Genomic DNA, 16,774 nt, shown 5'->3' with positions numbered 1-16,774 from the left:
GTATGGCGGAGGGCGTGCTGTCGCAGCCGGCGGGATTGCCGTCGGCGCGGCCGAGCACCGCGGCGGAGGGGGCCGGGGCATTCTGGGATGGCGCGGCGGGGAGCGCGGCGCGCGTCTGGGTCGGCTTGGCGGGTTCGGGCGTGCCGGCGCGGACGCGCAGGGCGCCGCGGGCCGGCTCCTCCTCCTGCCGCGCCACCGGGGGCGGTGCGGCCGCGGCGCTGCATTCGGGGTAGAGGGCGGTGTTCAGGCCGGGCACCTCGCAGAAGGCCGGGCGGGGCGCGAGGCGGGCGCCGCGGAAGCCGCCGGGGGCCGGGTTGCCGTTGACGGGTGGCGCGGGCTGCGCCGGGGGCACCGGCGGCAGGGCGCTGGGCGGCAGGCCGGAGCTGGGCACCGGCATGAGCTGCGAGGCGGTGGCGGTCTCCGGATTGGTGCCGTGGCTCAGCGCGATCGGCACGCCGCCATCCTTGATGCAGGGGCGGCCGATGCGGATGGCCGCCGCGCGGAAGCTCTCGACGCTGCACATGATCTCGCGCGCCAGCACCTCGTCCTTCAGGGCGGAGACGGTGAGGGCGACGTTGTTGCGGATCTGGCATTCCTCGTCGATGGTGCTGAAGGCGCCGCCGATGCCGAAGAGCGGCATGGTGGCCCCCAGCGAGACGCCGGTGGCGCAGGGGTTCAGCCCGTAGATGCTGCCGAGGCCGATGGACGGCGCCTGGTGGTGGTTGCGCGGCAGGCCGTAATTGTAGACGTCGCTGCGCTGGTAGAATTCCTGGCGCTGCACCTCCTGCGCCGCGGCGGGGGAGGAAGCGAGGGCGGCCAAGGCCGCCCCCACCACCAGGAAGACGCGGAAGCGTCGGATCATGCGGCTCATGGTCATGGCTCCCGCGTCTCCCTGTTCAGATCAGCGCCAGCCGCCGTAGCTGTTGCTCTTGGAGAAGGCGCCGCCGCTGGTGGTGCTGCCGATGAAGCCGTTGGAGGTCTTGCCGACCGCACCGCTCGCGCTCGTGCTGCTCGTGCCGGAGCCGGCGCCATGGCCGGTGCCCGACCAGGCGCTGTTGCTGGAGAAGGCGCCGGTCGCGCCGGCAGCGTAGCCGAACTTGCCGCTCTCGATCGAGGAAGTGGCCGAGCTGCCCGAACCGGCGACGGAGGAGCTGCCCGACGGGCCAGCGAGCACGGGAGCGCTGAGGCCGACGACGGCAATGGTGGCGAGCAGGATCTTGCGCATGATATGTTCCCTCTGTTCTAGTTTGCGCTCCGCAAAGCGAAGCTAGGATGGGGCTTTCGCCCCGGCGTAAGCGGCTGGCCGTCAACGTGACAGCGCCTGGCGGTCAGCCGCCCACCTCGTGCCGCATCCTGGCCTGGCCAGGAGCGGAAACCGGCATGGGGATGCAGGGCGCGGCCGTGCCGCGCGTCGCTCGCTTCCCGCTATGTCCTGAAAATCGTCGCGAAGGCGCTCAGCCCGGCCTTGCTTCCGGCGCCCGGCCCCGCGGCCGCCGACCCGCGCAGCACCAGCACCTTCCGTGTGCCGTCGCTGGCGGCCAGGGCGCTGGCCTGGCTGGTGGCGGCGCCCATCTGGCGCCCGGCGCAGGATGAGACACTTGCCGTGCCGCTGCTGGCGGCCGCTTCGCTCCACCGCATCTTTTTCCTCCTTCACCCTCTTTTTTGAGAGGGTCGCACATCCCGCTCCAGGCATTCTGCCACTTCGCGGGATGTGCATTTCTATTTTTATACTGAAACGGTATTTCGAGGCGGACGGTTTGGGAAGCTCATATTTCGCCGTCGTAATCACAAGAAGGGGATGACCTGGCGCTCAGGCGAAGCCGAACTCCTGCGCGAAGGGCGGCGGGGGCAGGCCGGAGCCCGGCAATTCTTCGGCGGGCAGCGCGTGAAGGAAGGGGCCGTGCGGGTCTTCGGGGGCGATCTCCGGCGGGATCTCTGGCGGGATCTCCGGGAGCGTGCCCGTGCCGCCTCCCTCCGGAAGGAAGCCGGCATGGGCCTCGGCCTGCTGATGGACCCCCTCCCCGGCAGGGCTGCCACCGATCGACACGGTGGCGGAGGAATAGGCGAAGCTGCTGCCTTCGCCTTCCACCCAGATTTGAGCCTCGGAGCGGACTGATGCGGCGGCCTCTCCGGACTCGCTGGCACTTTCGGAACTGGCGGTGCTGTGACTGGCCATGAGACGTCCTCCGGTGTTCATTTTTGTATCGTATCTATACCGGCAGGCCCCCGCCCCTCAATCACAATTCTTTACATTCCGAGCCGGCCCGATGGCACAGGCCCGTGATACCGGAAGGAACCTCGCCCATGCCGCGGGTCCATCTCAGGCTTGCCGTGCTGCCCGTGCTGGCAGGCCTTTTCCTGCCGGGCATGGCCCTGGCTGCGGGAAGCGGCTGGCAGCTCTGCCAGGGGGGCGGCGCGGCGCGCGCCACCTGCAGCGTGAGTTGCAATGGCGAGAGCCGCCGCCAGAGCTGCGGCACGGGGGAGATGTGCGAGTGCCAGTGCGCGCCGCGGCCGCAATGCCGCTGCCGGGCGATGGAGCAGGAAACACGCTCGCCCGGGGCGCCCGGCGGCCGGCTGGCACCGGCCGGGCCGGCAGGGCTGAGCCGGCAGGGCTGAGCCGGCAGGGCTGAGAAGGTGGGTGGTCCGCCCCCGGGCCGGGGGCGGCGGTCAGGCCGCGACCTGCAGCGCCTCGGACTGGCGGCGCACCATCTCCTGGTAGGGGCCGGGGCGGCGCATCAGCAGGTCCGGCGCGCCGTCCTGCACCACCTGCCCGCCCTCCATCACCACGATGCGGTCGAAATTGGTCAGAGTCGCCAGCCGGTGGGCCACGGCGATGACGGTGCGGCCCTGCATCAGCCCGTCCAGCGCCTTCTGCACCTCGGCCTCGGACTCCGAGTCGAGGGCGGAGGTGGCCTCGTCCAGCAGCAGGATCGGCGCGTCCTTCAGCAGCGCGCGGGCGATGGCGAGGCGCTGGCGCTGGCCGCCCGAGAGCTTGGCGCCGCGGTCGCCCACGATGGTGTCGAAGCCTTCCGGCAGCGCCTCGATGAAGTCGCGGCAGCGGGCGGCCTCGGCGGCGGCCAGCACCTCGGCGTCGGTGGCGTCCGGCCGGGCGTAGCGGATGTTCTCCAGCACGGTGCGGTGGAACAGCGAGACGTCCTGCGGCACGACGGCGATCATGTCGGCCAGGCTCTCGCGGGTGGCCTGGGCGATGTCCTGCCCGTCGATCAGCACGGCGCCTTCCTGCGGCGCGGTGTGGCGCTGCAGCAGGGTCAGCAGGGTGGACTTGCCGGCGCCGGAGCGGCCGACCACGCCGACCTTCTGGCCGGGCTGGATGGCCAGCTCCAGGCTGCGCAGCACCGGCGCGCTGCCCTCGGGGGCCGAGGGGTAGCGGAAGGTGACGTTGTGGAACACCACCTCGCCGCCGCGCGCGGCCAGGCCATGGGCGTTCTCGGCGTCCGGCATGTCGTGCGGCACCAGCAGGGCGGCCAGCGCCTCGCGCATCCGCGCCACGTACTGGGTCAGGTCCACCAGCGCCATGGCGAGGTCGCGGCTGGCGTGCAGGATGGTGAAGCCGAGCGTGCAGACCAGCACGATGTCGCCCGTGGTGGCGCGGCCGAGCTGCCAGAGATGCACCACCCAGCCCAGCAGCATGGCGGTGAGCACGGCGGTGGCGGCGCCATGCACCAGGCGCAGCTTCTCCAGGTAGCGCAGGCTGGCGCGGCGGGCGGCGCTCTCCTCGGCCAGGGCGGTGTCGAGGCGGGCCGATTCGCGGCCGAAGGCGCCGAAGGCGCGCACCAGGGAGAAGTTCTGCACCACATCGACCAGCTGGCCATCGACGGTCGCGGCGCGGCCGGCAAAGCGGTCGTGCAGCGCCTCGCCCTTCTGGCCCAGCCAGGCGACGCCGGCGGCCAGGGCCGCGGCCACCACCACGAGGCAGCCGGCCATGATCGGGTCAACCGTGGCGAGGAAGATGATGGACAGGGTGACGGCCACCGCCGGCGGCACGGTGTGCCAGGTGAAGTTCTGCAGCACGGTGAAGGCCGCCGTGCCGGTGGCGCTGATGCGCGCCGCCAGCGTGCCGGCCGAGCGGTTGGCGAAGTAGCCCGGCGAGTGGCCGGCGAGGTGGCGGAACAGCTCGGCCCGCATCGAGGCGGTGGCGCGCGGGAAGCGGTCCGCCGCGATCCAGCCGCCGACGCGCCAGAGCATGTTGTCGGCCGTGATGATGCCGGCGAGGATGGCGAAGGCCACCCACACCGCCGCCGCGCCCGCCTGGGACGGGCCGCCCGAGAGCGTGTCGATCAGGTTCTTGACCGCGTAGTTCGCCCCCACGGAGCAGCCCACCGCCCCCAGCACCGCCAGCATGATGGCGACGTGGCTGCCCGCCTGCGGCCGCAGGTGGCGCAGCAGGAAGCCAACGGGGCGCCGGGCGAGGCGCAACAGGTCGCTGTCGTCGGCACGGGGCATGGGCGGTGGCCTCTCACTTCCGGAGCACATGACCGTGAGCCCACGGCGCATCTGCGTTCATGCGGAGGGAACGCCAGCAACAAGACGAAATCGTGGCGAAGGTTGCCGAATCTGGACCGCATTCAGGTGCCAGAAGAGGCTCGAGAGACAACGGAGATCGGACCCAATGCGTATCGCGCAGATCGCTCCCCTGACGGAAGCCGTTCCGCCGAAGCTGTATGGCGGCACCGAGCGGATCGTGTCCTACCTGACCGAGGAGCTGGTGGAGCTCGGGCACGAGGTGACGCTGTTCGCCAGCGGCGACTCGATCACCAAGGCGAAGCTCGCGCCGATGTGCCGCAAGGCGCTGCGCCTCGACCCCTCGGTGCGCGACGCCAACGCGCCGCTGACGCTGATGCTGGAGCAGGTCTACCGCCGCCGGCACGAGTTCGACCTGCTGCACTTCCACCTGGACTACCTGCCCTTCCCGCTGTTCTCGCGGCAGAGCGTGCCCTTCGTGACCACCCTGCACGGCCGGCTGGACCTGCCGGAGCTGCAGCCGGTGTTCGACACCTTCAACGAGGTGCCGGTGGTCTCGATCTCGGACAACCAGCGCCTGCCGCTGCCGCAGGCGCGCTTCGCCGGCACGATCTATCACGGCCTGCCCGAGAAGCTGCTGACGCCGCTGCCGGGCGTCACGCCGGGCTACCTGGCCTTCCTCGGCCGCATCGCCCCCGAGAAGCGCTGCGACCGCGCGATCGAGATCGCCATCGCCACCAACACGCCGCTGAAGATCGCGGCCAAGGTGGACCGCGTGGACGTCGACTACTTCGAGACCAAGATCAAGCCGATGCTGGCGCATCCGCTGATCGAGTTCATCGGCGAGATCGACGAGACGCAGAAGCCGGGCTTCCTCTCGGGCGCCATCGGCCTGCTGACGCCGATCGACTGGCCGGAGCCCTTCGGCCTGGTGATGATCGAGGCGATGGCCTGCGGCACGCCCGTCATCGCCTTCCGCCACGGCTCGGTGCCCGAGGTGATCGACGAGGGCGTGACCGGCTTCGCGGTGAACAGCATGGCCGAGGCGATCAGCGCCGTCGGCCGGCTGAAGGCGCTGCCCCGCGCCGCCGTGCGCGCCCGCTTCGAGCAGCGCTACACCGCCCGCCGCATGGCGGAGGACTATGTGTCCCTCTACGAGGGGCTGTGCCGCCGCGAGCCCTCCTCCGTGCTCGCCGCCGCCGAGTGAGGCGGGCGCCCCGGCGCCCCCTTCCCTTCCGCCTCGAACCAGGGCGCGCCGGTGGCGCGCCCTGCTGCGTTCCGGGGCCGCCACCCGGGGCCGCCACCCGGGGTCGCCACAAGGCCGCCGCCCGGCCGCGGCGGCGGCGCCAAACCGCATCCGGCACGCCCCGCCCGCTTTGAATCCGGCGCCGCTTGCCCTATTGGCAGGGGTCAAATCCACGGCGGGTACCCCACCGCCCCGATCGCCGCCGGAAGCCCATGACCAATACCCCCCTGTCGCGCATCCGCAACTTCTCGATCATCGCCCATATCGACCACGGCAAATCCACCCTGGCCGACCGCCTGATCCAGGCCACTGGCTCCGTCGCGCTGCGCGACATGAAGGAGCAGATGCTCGACAGCATGGAGCTGGAGCAGGAGCGCGGCATCACCATCAAGGCCGCCTCCGTCCGGCTCGACTACAAGGCCAAGGATGGCAACGACTACGTCCTGAACCTGATGGACACCCCAGGCCATGTGGACTTCGCCTACGAGGTGAGCCGCAGCCTGGCCGCCTGCGAGGGCTCGCTGCTGGTGGTCGACGCCTCCCAGGGCGTCGAGGCGCAGACGCTGGCCAATGTCTACCAGGCGATCGACGCCAACCACGAGATCGTGCCGGTCCTCAACAAGATCGACCTCCCCGCGGCGGAGCCGGAGCGGGTGAAGCAGCAGATCGAGGACGTGATCGGCCTCGACGCCTCGGAGGCGGTGGAGATCTCCGCCAAGTCCGGCCTGAACATCGAGGGCGTGCTGGAGGCCATCGTCCACCGTCTGCCCGCGCCCCAGGGCGACCCGGACGCGCCGCTGAAGGCGCTGCTGGTCGACAGCTGGTACGACCCCTATCTCGGCGTCATCATCCTGATCCGGGTGAAGGACGGCACCATCCGCAAGGGCCAGAAGATCCGCTTCATGGCCGAGGGCACCACCCAGACGGTGGACAGCGTCGGCGTCTTCCGCCCCAAGATGACGCCCGTGGACTACCTCGGGCCGGGCGAGATGGGCTACCTCAACGCCGCCATCAAGACGGTGGCCGAGACCAATGTCGGCGATACCATCACCGACGACCGCAACCCGGCGGCCGAGCCGCTGGCGGGCTTCAAGCCCTCCATCCCGGTGGTCTGGTGCGGCCTCTACCCGGTGGACGCGGACGATTTCGAGAAGCTGCGCGATTCGCTCGGCAAGCTGCGGCTGAACGACGCCTCCTTCCACTTCGAGGCGGAAAGCTCGGCGGCGCTCGGCTTCGGCTTCCGCTGCGGCTTCCTCGGGTTGCTGCACCTGGAGATCATCCAGGAGCGGCTCTCGCGCGAGTTCGACCTCGACCTGATCGCGACTGCCCCCTCGGTGGTCTACAAGCTGACGACGAACAAGGGCGAGGCGATCGACCTGCACAACCCGGCCGACATGCCGGACCCGACGCTGATCGAGAAGATCGAGGAGCCCTGGATCAAGGCCACCATCATGGTGCCGGACGAGCATCTGGGCAGCATCCTGACGCTCTGCTCCGAGCGGCGCGGCCAGCAGGTGGAGCTGACCTATGTCGGCAACCGCGCCATGGCGGTCTACCGCCTGCCGCTGAACGAGGTGGTGTTCGACTTCTACGACCGCCTCAAGAGCGTCAGCCGTGGCTACGCCTCCTTCGACTACGTGATGGACGGCTATGACGAGGGCGACCTCGTGAAGATCTCCATCCTGGTGAACAACGAGCCGGTGGATGCCCTCTCCTTCATGGCGCACCGCACCCAGGCCGAGCGGCGCGGCCGCTCCATCTGCGAGAAGCTGAAGGAGCTGATCCCCCGCCAGCTGTTCAAGATCCCGATCCAGGCGGCGATCGGCGGCCGCGTCATCGCCCGCGAGACGATCTCGGCGATGTCGAAGGACGTCACCGCCAAGTGCTATGGCGGCGACATCTCCCGCAAGCGCAAGCTCCTCGAGAAGCAGAAGGAGGGCAAGAAGCGCATGCGGCAGTTCGGCAAGGTCGAGATCCCGCAATCGGCCTTCATCGCCGCCCTCAAGATGGACAGCTGAGGACCCGCCAAGCCGCTGTTTTTTGGCTGACCTTGCGGGAAGGAAACGCTAATCGGGGAGGATCGGCGCGCCGCGGCCGGGTTGGGCCGGGCGTGACGATTCGCCCCGCCTCCACGTCCGGGGCGGCCTAGACGGGAGAGAATATCCATATGATCCGCCGCCATCTGCTGGCCGCGCTGCCGGCCCTCGCCGCCGGCCTCGGCACCCTGGGCACCGCCCTGCTGGGCGCCGCCCCCGCCGCGCAGGCCCAGGCGAACTATCCGAGCCGCACGATCTCCATCATCGTGCCCTTCGCCGCCGGCGGGCCGACCGACACCGTCACCCGCCTGGTGGCGGAGGTGATGGCGCGCGACCTCGGGCAGTCCGTCGTGGTGGAGAATGTCGGCGGCGCCGGCGGCACGCTGGGCGCGGGCCGCGTCGCCCAGGCCCGGCCGGACGGCTACACCCTGCTGCTGCACCACATCGGCATGGGCACCACCCCCACCCTCTACCGCCGCCTGCCCTACGACCCGGTGGGCGGCTTCGAGCCGATCGGCCTCGTCACCGAGGTGCCGATGACGGTGATCGCCCGCAAGGACCTGCCGGCCAGCAACCTGGCCGAGCTGGTGGCGCTGGTGCGCAAGGAGAAGACCGGCATCAACTACGCCAATGCCGGCATCGGCGCCGCCAGCCATCTCTGCGGCCTGCTGCTGCAGAAGGCGATCGACGCGCCGATGACCACCGTGCCCTACCGCGGCACCGGCCCGGCCATGACCGACCTGATCGCCGGCACGGTGGACGTGATGTGCGACCAGACCACCAACACCACCAGCCACATCCGCGCCGGCGCGGTGAAGGCGTACTCGGTCACCACGCCGCAGCGCCTGGCCTCCCTCCCCGACGTGCCGACCGGCGCCGAGGCCGGGCTGCCGGGCATGGAGGTGACCATCTGGCACGGCCTCTACGCGCCGAAGGGCACGCCGGTTGAGATCCAGGAGCGGCTCTCCAAGGCGCTGCAGGCGGCGCTGCGCGACGAGCGGCTGGTCCAGCGCTTCGCCGATCTCGGCACCGAGCCGGTGTCGCAGGACCGCGCCACCCCGGCCGCGCACAAGGCCTTCTGGGCGGCCGACATCGCCAAGTGGCGCCCGGTGATCCAGGCCGCCGGCCAGTACGCCGACTGAGGGCAGAGGCCGCCTGAGGGCACGCCGGCCGGGGCCATGCAGGGCCGCGCCGGCACCCCTGGCGCGGCATGCCGCCGGACAGGCGCCGCCCGGAGAGGCGCGCCCGAGAGGCGCGGGGGAGGCTGAACACCCGCGGTGAAATCGCGCAGGCGATGGAGTGGGCCTTGTGCGCCAGCCATGGGCGGCGCATGGAACCTTAGCATGGATCGACCCCGGCCACCGCGAGGAGCAGCATGACCGGACCGGTTCCGGACCGGAACCCCACCGTTCGCCTGCACCTGTTGCTGATCGCCCTGGCCGCGCTGCTGCCGGTCTGGGGCCTGGCCGGGCATGTCGCCGGGCGGATGGCCGATGCGGAGCGCACGCGGATCGTCACCGCCGCGCAGGGCCGCAGCCGCGAGCTGGCCTTCATGCTGGAGCGTGACCTGCTCAGCCTGCAGGCGGAGCTGGCGGCGCTCGGCACCTCGCCCAGCCTGCTGGAGGGCAACCTGGCCGCCTTCCGGGCCCAGGCCCTCGCCCTGCCGCTGCGGCAGAAGGCGCGGCTGCGGCTGACCGACGCCGATGGGCGCGTGCTGATCGACACCGCCGGAACCCCGGAGACAGGAACCCCGGAGGCCGGAGCCCCGGAGACCGGAGCCCCGAAGGCCGGCGTGGCGGCGCTGGACGCGCCGCCCCAGCGCGGCATTTCCGGCCTGCAGCCCCCCGAGCGGCCGGGCGCGCCCCAGGGCGTCGATATCACCCAGCCCGTCCCGCAGGCCGAGGGGGGCCCGCCCGAATACTTCCTGGTGGCCACCATCGACCCGGCCTGGCTGTGGGGCCAGCACCTGGAATGGGCCCAGCTGCCGCCCCGCTGGTCGGCGGCGGTGGCCGATGCCGCCGGCAACATCGTCGCCCGCCGGCCGCGGGAGCCGGAGGATGGCGGCGCCCCCGCGCCCTATGCCGGCGCCGCGCGGAATGCCCTGCAGGAAGGCCGGCCGCTCGGCTGGGCGCGGGACAATGCGGCGGATGGCCGCCCCCTCTACGTCGCCTGGCACCGGGTCGACAGCGCGCCCTGGATGGTGCTGGTCAGCCTCCCCAGCCAGATGGTGGATGGCGCGCTGCTGCGGCTGCTCTCGCCCGTGCTGCTGGTGGGCGGCCTGATGCTGCTGCTGTTCACCGGCGCGCTGGCCTTCTGGGTGGACCGGCGCATGGCGATGCCGCTGGAGCGGCTGGGGCGCATGGCCGCCAGCTTCGGCCGCGGCGTGGCGCTGCCCCCCTTCCCGCCCACCGGCCTGCGCGAGATCGACAGCGCCGCCGCCGCCCTGGCCAGCGCCGCCACCGAGCGCGACGCGCTGGAGGCCGAGCGCATCGCCCTCAACGTCCGGCTGCAGACCGTGCTGGAGAGCACGCATGACAGCGTGCTGGTGCTCGACCGCGACGGCACCGTCCTCTACATGAACGGCCGCGCCCGGGCGCAGATGGGGCCGCAATGCCCCGGCATCGGCCGCCCGCTGCATGAGAGCTTCCCCGGCTGGGAGGCCGGCCCCTTCGGCGCCGCCTGCCAGCGCGCCGTGGCCGAGGGCACGCCGCAGAGCGCCACCGCCTTCCACCCCGCGCTCGGCCGCTGGATCGCGGCCGACATCTATCCCTCCACCGAGGGGATGTCCCTGTTCTTCCGCGATGTCAGCGATGAGCGCGCCGCCCAGGCGGCGCTGCGCGAGAGCGAGGCGCGGCTGAAGGCGGTGCTGGAGAACGTCTCCGTCGGCATGTTGCTGGCCGAGGCGCCGGGCGGGCGCATCCTGCTCGGCAACCGGCGCATGGAGGAGATCCTGCGCCGGCCCGTCCCCCTCTCCGCCGCCGTCGAGGCCTACCGGGAGGACTGGGAGTGCTACCATGCCGATGGGCGGCGGGTGGACGGCATGGAGTTCCCGCTCGGCCGCGCGCTGCTGACGGGGCTGCCGGCCAATGGCGAGTTCCAGCTCCGCCGCGGCGACGGCTCCATGGTCTGGCTGCGCGCCGCCGCCGCGCCGGTGCGCGACGCGCAGGGGCGCGTCACCGGGGCGGTGGTCGCCCTGTCGGACATCGACGCCGAGCGCCGCGCCGCCGAGGCGCTGCGCGAGAGCGAGCTGCGCTTCCGCACCCTCGCCGAGGCGATCCCGCAGATCGTCTGGTCCACCCTGCCGGACGGGCGGATCGACTATGTCAATCCGCGCCTGCAGGATTTCACCGGCCTGCCGCCCGGCCTCGCCATGGAGTCGCTGGCCCGCATCGTCCACCCGCGCGACCAGGGGCGGGCCGAGCGTGCCTGGCAGCGGGCGCTGCGGCGGGGCGAGGCCTTCTCGGCCGAGCTGCGGCTGCTGCGCGCCGAGGGCGGCTGGCGCTGGTGCGTGGTGCGCGCCCTGCCGGTGCGCGGCAGCGAGGGCACCATCCTGCGCTGGATCGGCGCCGTGACCGACGTGTCGGAACTGGCCGAGGCGCGCGAGGAGCTGGCGCGCCAGGTGGCGGCCCAGACCGCCTCGCGCGAGGCGGCGGTGCGCTCCGCGGCGGCGCTGGCGGCCTCGGAAAGCCGCTTCCGCCGCTTCGCCGAGGCCAGCCCGGACGTGATGTGGATGACCAATGCGGACGGCACGCAGGTGGAGTTCATCAGCCCCGCCTTCGAGCAGATCTGGGGCATCCCGCAGGAGCGCCTGCTGGCCGACAAGGTCGTCTGGGCCGATTCGATCCACGCGTCCGACCGCGACCGCGTGCTGGAGGACTGGCGCGGCTCGCTGCAATCCGGCCGGTTCGACGCCGAATACCGCATCCTGCGGCCGGATGGCGGCATGCGCTGGATCCGCGACATCGGCTTCCCCATCCTCGACGCGCGGGGGGTGATGACGCGGCGCGGCGGGCTGGCGCGCGACGTGACGGCGGCCAAGGCGGCCGAGGCGCGGCAGATCCTGCTGCTCGGCGAGCTGAACCACCGGGTCAAGAACACCCTGGCCACGGTGCATTCCCTGGCGTTGCAGACGGCCCGCACCGCCGGCGAGAGCCCGGACGCGATGCCGCGCTTCCTGAAGGACTTCCAGGCGCGCCTGCTGACGCTGGCGCGCGCGCACGACCTGCTGACGGCCCGCACCTGGCGCGGCGCCACGCTGGAGGACACGGCGCGCGCCGCCCTCGCACCCTGGCAGGCGGCGGCCGAGAACGGCGAGGAGAGGCTGGCCATCAGCGGCCCCGCGGTGTGGCTGGCACCCCGCCAGACGCTGGGCCTGGCGCTGGCCTTGCATGAACTGGCCACCAATGCCACGAAGCATGGTGCCCTGACCCGTGCCGAGGGGCGCATTCTGGTACGCTGGCAGGGCCTGCCGGACGGAATGGTGCAGCTGGACTGGCAGGAGCGGAATGGCCCGCCAGCCCGGCAGCCCCTCCGCCGCGGCTTTGGCAGCCGCATGCTTGAAAGGGGCTTGCCAGCGGAGCTGGGTCTGGGTTCCTCCGTCACCTTAACCTATGCCGAGACTGGCTTCGAGGCAGCGATTCGCTTTCGTCCCGTGAATGGGCCCCAAGTTGAAGAGGAAACCGCATGAGCGGACTGAACGGCCGCCGCATTCTGGTCGTCGAGGATGAGGCGCTGATTGCGATGCTGGTCGAGGATGCGCTGCTGGAGGCCGGAGCCCACGTTCTTGGTCCGGCCGCGACGGTGGAGGAGGCCATGGCGCTGTTCGATTCGGAGCATCCGGAAGCCGCCGTGCTCGATATCAACCTCGCCGGCCAGGCTTCCATCCCCGTGGCGGACCGGCTGGTGGCGCACGCCATTCCCTTCGTCGTCGCCACCGGCTACGGCGCGGCGGGGCTGCCGGAACGGCACCGCAACGTGCCGGTCCTGGCCAAGCCCTACGACCCGCACGACCTCATCGCCGCGCTGGAGCGGGTCTGCCGCTGACGGAAAAGGCCGGGGAAGCGGACCTCCCCGGCCCCTGCCCCGGCCTGCGCGGGCGTGGCGCCCTCAGCCGCGCAGCACGCGGCCGGCCACGGCGTCCAGCTTCGCCATCAGCGCCGGGTCGCGCTTCTCCGGCGGGGTGACGATGGCGTATTCCAGCGCCCGGTCGCAGCCCGCCGGGCAGGCGCCGCGCGGCGCGCCCAGCCGCGGCACCACCGCCTTCACCAGCGCCTTGGCGCGGTCGGCATTGGCGTGCAGCACCTTCACCACCGCCTCGACCGAGACATGCTCGTGGTCCGGGTGCCAGCAGTCGAAATCGGTCACCATGGCGATGGTGGCGTAGCAGAGCTCCGCCTCGCGGGCGAGCTTGGCCTCGGGCATGTTGGTCATGCCGATGACGTCGCAGCCCCAGGCGCGGTACAGCTCGCTCTCCGCCTTGGTGGAGAATTGCGGGCCTTCCATCACCAGGTAGGTGCCGCCGCGCTTGTGCTTCAGGCCGATCTCGCGCGCCGCCTCCTCCGCCGCGTCGCCGAGGCGCGGGCAGACCGGGTGCGCCACCGACACATGCGCCACGCAGCCCGTCTCGAAGAAGCTCTTCTGGCGGGCGAAGGTGCGGTCGATGAACTGGTCGACGATGACGAAGGTGCCGGGCGGCAGGTCGCCGTTCAGCGAGCCGACGGCGGAGAGGGAGAGGATCTCCGTCACGCCCGCGCGCTTCAGCACGTCGATATTGGCGCGGTAGTTCAGCGCCGAGGGCGGCACGCTGTGGCCGCGCCCGTGGCGGGGCAGGAAGACGCAGCGCACGCCCCCCAGCCGGCCGAACAGCAGCTCATCCGAGGCCTCGCCCCAGGGGCTGTCGATGCGGCGCCATTCGCGCTCCTCCAGCCCGTCGATGTCGTACAGGCCGGAGCCGCCGATCAGGCCGATGACCGGCTCGATGGTCTCGCTGCTGGGGGTCTGGCTCATCGGATGTCCCTCCGGTGGGTGTCGGCCGGGGCGCGCGCGTGGCGCCGGGCGTGGAAAAGGGCCGCCCGGGCGGGCGGCCCCTGATTCGCTCAAGATCTCTGCGGCAGGGACCGCTCCCGGTGGGCGATCCCGTGCAGGTTACGTGACCGGGTCGCCGCCGACGCGGGCCCAGATCTTCCGCTTCACGGCATAGGTCAGGCCGCCCAGGATGATCAGGAACAGGATGATGCGCACGCCCATGGCGCGGCGGGTCTCCAGCTCCGGCTCGGCCGCCCAGGCCAGGAAGGCCGAGACGTCGCGCGTCATCTGGTCCACCGTGGCGCGGGTGCCGTCGGCGTACTGGATCTGGCCGTCGCTGTTGATCGGCGGCGCCATGCCGATCTGATGACCGGGGAAGTACTTGTTGTAGTACATCCCCTCCATGACGGTGACGCCGGCGGGCGGCGGGTCCTCGTAGCCGGTCAGCAGCGCATGGATGTAGTCCGCGCCGCCGACACGGGCCTTGACGATCACCGACAGGTCGGGCGGCAGGGCGCCGTTGTTCGCCGCGCGCGCCGCCGCGTCATTGGGGAAGGGACGGCGGAAGCGGTCGGAGGCGCGGCCGGGGCGCTCGAACATCTCGCCATCGTCGTTCGGGCCGTCCTGGATCTGGTAGCTGGCCGCGACGGCCGCCACCTGCTCGGCGGAGAGCCCGATGTCGCGCAGGTTGCGGTAGGAGAGCAGCCGCATCGAGTGGCAGGCCGCGCAGACCTCCTTGTAGACCTGGAAGCCGCGCTGCAGCTCGCCCCGGTCGAAGGTGCCGAACAGCCCGTCGAAGGAGTAGCGGGTGTCGGGGATCTCGATATGCCCTTCCGCCGCCTGAGCGCCGGGTGCGGCCATCAGCCCGAGGGAGAGGGCGGCGGCGAGGGCCGCCGCCTTCAGTTTCAGGGCGGGAAGTTTACGCACCGGCATCATGCCTTCTCCATGGGCTTGGCCACGGCGGCGCCGGGCAGGGGGCCGCCGCCACGCAGCACGGCCTTGGCAATGCTCTCAGGCAGCGGGAGCGGCCGCTCGATCTTCGCCAGCAGGGGGAGGATCACCAGGAAGTAGGCGAAGTAGTAGGCCGTGGAGAGACGGGCGATCAGCACGTAGACGCCCTCGGCCGGCATGCCGCCCGCCCACATCAGGACGAAGAAGTTCACGCCCCACAGCATCAGGAACCACTTGGCGATCGGGCGGAAGCGCATGGAGCGCACCGGCGAGCGGTCCAGCCAGGGCAGCACGAACAGGATGGCGATGGCGCCGAACATCATCAGCACGCCGCCGAGCTTGTTCGGCACCGCGCGGAGGATGGCGTAGAAGGGCAGGAAATACCACTCGGGCACGATGTGCGCCGGCGTCACCAGCGGGTTGGCCGGGATGTAGTTGTCCGGGTGGCCCAGGTAGTTCGGGCTGAAGAACACCAGGAAGGCGAAGACGATCAGGTAGACGATGATCCCGACGCTGTCCTTGATGGTGTAGTAGGGGTGGAAGGGCAGCGTGTCCTGCGGACCCTTAGGCTCGATGCCCAGCGGGTTGTTGGAGCCGGTGATGTGCAGCGCGGCGATGTGCAGGAACACCACGCCGGCGATCACGAAGGGCAGCAGGTAGTGCAGGCTGAAGAAGCGGTTCAGCGTCGGGTTGTCGACCGAGAAGCCGCCCCACAGCAGGGTCACGATGGCGTCGCCCACCAGCGGGATGGCGGAGAACAGGTTGGTGATGACGGTGGCGCCCCAGAAGGACATCTGGCCCCAGGGCAGCACGTAGCCCATGAAGGCGGTGGCCATCATCAGCAGGAAGATGGTGACGCCGAGCATCCAGAGCAGCTCACGCGGCGCCTTGTAGGAGCCGTAGTAGAGGTTGCGCCAGATGTGCACGATCACCACGATGAAGAACATGCTGGCGCCGTTCATGTGAACGTAGCGGATCAGCCAGCCGTAGTTCACGTCGCGCATGATGCGCTCCACGCTCTCGAAGGCGAGCGAGGTATGCGCGGTGTAGTTCATGGCCAGGAAGATGCCGGTGGCGATCATGATCATCAGGTTGATCATCGCCAGCGCGCCGAAATTCCAGAAGTAGTTGAAATTCCGGGGAGTCGGGAAGGTCCCGTACTCCTTTTGCATCATGGTGAACACCGGCATGCGCTGGTCGATCCAGCGCACCACCGGGTTTGTGAAGCTGCTCTCGTGCAGGCCGGATGCCATGGGGTGCGGTCCTCAGCCGATGCGGATCTGGGTATCGGAGGTAAAGCTGTATTCCGGAACCGCAAGGTTCGTCGGCGCCGGGCCGCGGCGGATACGGCCGGAGGTGTCGTAGTGGCTGCCATGGCAGGGGCAGAACCAGCCGCCGAAATCGCCGCGGGCGTCGGTCGGCCGCTGGCCCAGCGGCACGCAGCCCAGGTGGGTGCAGACGCCCAGCACCACCAGCCAGGGCTTGCGCTCCACGCGGGCGCTGTCCGGCTGCGGGTCGCGCAGCTCGCCCAGCGGCACGGTCTCGGCCTCCTGGATCTCCTGCGCCGTGCGGTGGCGCACGAAGACCGGCTTGCCGCGCCACATCACGGTCACGGCCTGGCCCTCGGTGATGTGGGCGAGGTTCACATCGGTGCTGGCCAGCGCCAGCACGTCCTTGGCGGGGTTCATCGAGTGGATGAACGGCCAGACGATGGCGCCCACGCCGACCGCCGCGAAGGAGCCCGCCGCCAGTTTTAGGAAGTCCCGTTTGGTGCCCTGGTCGGGGCCATGGGCACCTTCCCCATGGGCGCCACCCATTTCGGGGGAGCTGCTCGGCGCAAGCGTATCGGCCATGCCTCATCGTCCCTTTTGGCGGCCGCCCCGATATCCTGGCAGGCGGGCCGACCGCTAATCCCTGTCCGCAGAACTGCGGCAGCGACGGCCACGCGCGAAGCCGCGCTGCAACACCGTGCGCCGGCGCCATATAAAGGCAGGCGTAGCAGGGTGGCAATTGCTGCGGGCGCTGCCGTGCGACA

At 71.1% G+C, this 16,774-nt stretch carries 14 protein-coding genes and 1 pseudogene; 6 read left to right on the top strand and 9 right to left on the bottom strand.

Annotated elements, in window-relative coordinates; genetic code table 11:
- The 4 genes and pseudogenes from ACZJYS_RS15075 to ACZJYS_RS15060 all read right to left on the bottom strand — a co-directional run.
- A pseudogene (locus ACZJYS_RS15075) lies at positions 1-871 on the bottom strand (hypothetical protein); the annotation flags it as partial.
- Between the two features lie 30 nt (positions 872-901).
- The gene (locus tag ACZJYS_RS15070; RefSeq protein ID WP_109518421.1) at positions 902-1,225 is read right to left on the bottom strand and encodes a hypothetical protein; all 324 of its coding nucleotides are present in this window, start codon (positions 1,223-1,225) and stop codon (positions 902-904) included.
- Between the two features lie 200 nt (positions 1,226-1,425).
- Positions 1,426-1,638: a hypothetical protein gene (locus tag ACZJYS_RS15065; protein WP_109518422.1), complete on the bottom strand. Its 213-nt coding sequence runs from the start codon at positions 1,636-1,638 to the stop codon at positions 1,426-1,428.
- 172 nt (positions 1,639-1,810) lie between these two features.
- Positions 1,811-2,197: a hypothetical protein gene (locus tag ACZJYS_RS15060; protein ID WP_493179364.1), complete on the bottom strand. Its 387-nt coding sequence runs from the start codon at positions 2,195-2,197 to the stop codon at positions 1,811-1,813.
- Between the two features lie 107 nt (positions 2,198-2,304).
- Between ACZJYS_RS15060 and ACZJYS_RS15055 the strand changes: the two genes are divergently transcribed.
- Positions 2,305-2,616: a hypothetical protein gene (locus tag ACZJYS_RS15055; RefSeq protein WP_493179362.1), complete on the top strand. Its 312-nt coding sequence runs from the start codon at positions 2,305-2,307 to the stop codon at positions 2,614-2,616.
- A gap of 51 nt (positions 2,617-2,667) precedes the next feature.
- On the opposite strand, the gene ACZJYS_RS15050 is transcribed toward ACZJYS_RS15055, so the two are convergent.
- Complete coding sequence (locus ACZJYS_RS15050; protein ID WP_379651464.1) at positions 2,668-4,464, bottom strand: ABC transporter ATP-binding protein; 1,797 nt, start codon at positions 4,462-4,464, stop codon at positions 2,668-2,670.
- Between the two features lie 166 nt (positions 4,465-4,630).
- On the opposite strand from ACZJYS_RS15050, the gene ACZJYS_RS15045 reads away from it, so the two are divergent.
- The 5 genes from ACZJYS_RS15045 to ACZJYS_RS15025 all read left to right on the top strand — a co-directional run bounded on the left by ACZJYS_RS15045 (position 4,631) and on the right by ACZJYS_RS15025 (position 12,807).
- The gene (locus tag ACZJYS_RS15045; protein WP_109518426.1) at positions 4,631-5,689 is read left to right on the top strand and encodes a glycosyltransferase family 4 protein; all 1,059 of its coding nucleotides are present in this window, start codon (positions 4,631-4,633) and stop codon (positions 5,687-5,689) included.
- A gap of 251 nt (positions 5,690-5,940) precedes the next feature.
- A complete protein-coding gene (lepA, locus tag ACZJYS_RS15040; protein WP_109518427.1) occupies positions 5,941-7,746 on the top strand; it encodes a translation elongation factor 4 in 1,806 nt (601 codons plus the stop codon).
- A gap of 149 nt (positions 7,747-7,895) precedes the next feature.
- Positions 7,896-8,906, top strand: a complete 1,011-nt coding sequence (locus ACZJYS_RS15035; RefSeq protein ID WP_109518428.1) for a tripartite tricarboxylate transporter substrate-binding protein — start codon at positions 7,896-7,898, stop codon at positions 8,904-8,906.
- 233 nt (positions 8,907-9,139) lie between these two features.
- The gene (locus ACZJYS_RS15030; RefSeq protein WP_493179359.1) at positions 9,140-12,451 is read left to right on the top strand and encodes a PAS domain S-box protein; all 3,312 of its coding nucleotides are present in this window, start codon (positions 9,140-9,142) and stop codon (positions 12,449-12,451) included.
- Complete coding sequence (locus tag ACZJYS_RS15025) at positions 12,448-12,807, top strand: response regulator (RefSeq protein WP_109518430.1); 360 nt, start codon at positions 12,448-12,450, stop codon at positions 12,805-12,807. The genes ACZJYS_RS15030 and ACZJYS_RS15025 overlap by 4 nt, the downstream gene beginning before the upstream one ends.
- 63 nt (positions 12,808-12,870) lie before the next feature.
- Here ACZJYS_RS15025 and ACZJYS_RS15020 read toward each other — a convergent pair whose 3' ends face one another.
- The 4 genes from ACZJYS_RS15020 to petA all read right to left on the bottom strand — a co-directional run bounded on the left by ACZJYS_RS15020 (position 12,871) and on the right by petA (position 16,592).
- The gene (locus ACZJYS_RS15020; protein ID WP_109518431.1) at positions 12,871-13,770 is read right to left on the bottom strand and encodes an S-methyl-5'-thioadenosine phosphorylase; all 900 of its coding nucleotides are present in this window, start codon (positions 13,768-13,770) and stop codon (positions 12,871-12,873) included.
- Between the two features lie 138 nt (positions 13,771-13,908).
- Positions 13,909-14,721: a cytochrome c1 gene (locus ACZJYS_RS15015; RefSeq protein ID WP_456316601.1), complete on the bottom strand. Its 813-nt coding sequence runs from the start codon at positions 14,719-14,721 to the stop codon at positions 13,909-13,911.
- Positions 14,721-15,992: a cytochrome b gene (locus tag ACZJYS_RS15010; RefSeq protein WP_109518433.1), complete on the bottom strand. Its 1,272-nt coding sequence runs from the start codon at positions 15,990-15,992 to the stop codon at positions 14,721-14,723. Before ACZJYS_RS15010 ends, ACZJYS_RS15015 begins: the two co-directional genes overlap by 1 nt.
- A 12-nt stretch (positions 15,993-16,004) precedes the next feature.
- Complete coding sequence (gene petA, locus ACZJYS_RS15005) at positions 16,005-16,592, bottom strand: ubiquinol-cytochrome c reductase iron-sulfur subunit (RefSeq protein ID WP_109518434.1); 588 nt, start codon at positions 16,590-16,592, stop codon at positions 16,005-16,007.
- Positions 16,593-16,774: the final 182 nt, after the last annotated feature.

The sequence above is a fragment of the Roseomonas sp. TS2 genome, assembly GCF_058833935.1.
Note: the sequence above shows the minus strand (reverse complement) of the source record. Positions and strands in the feature narration are given on the sequence as shown.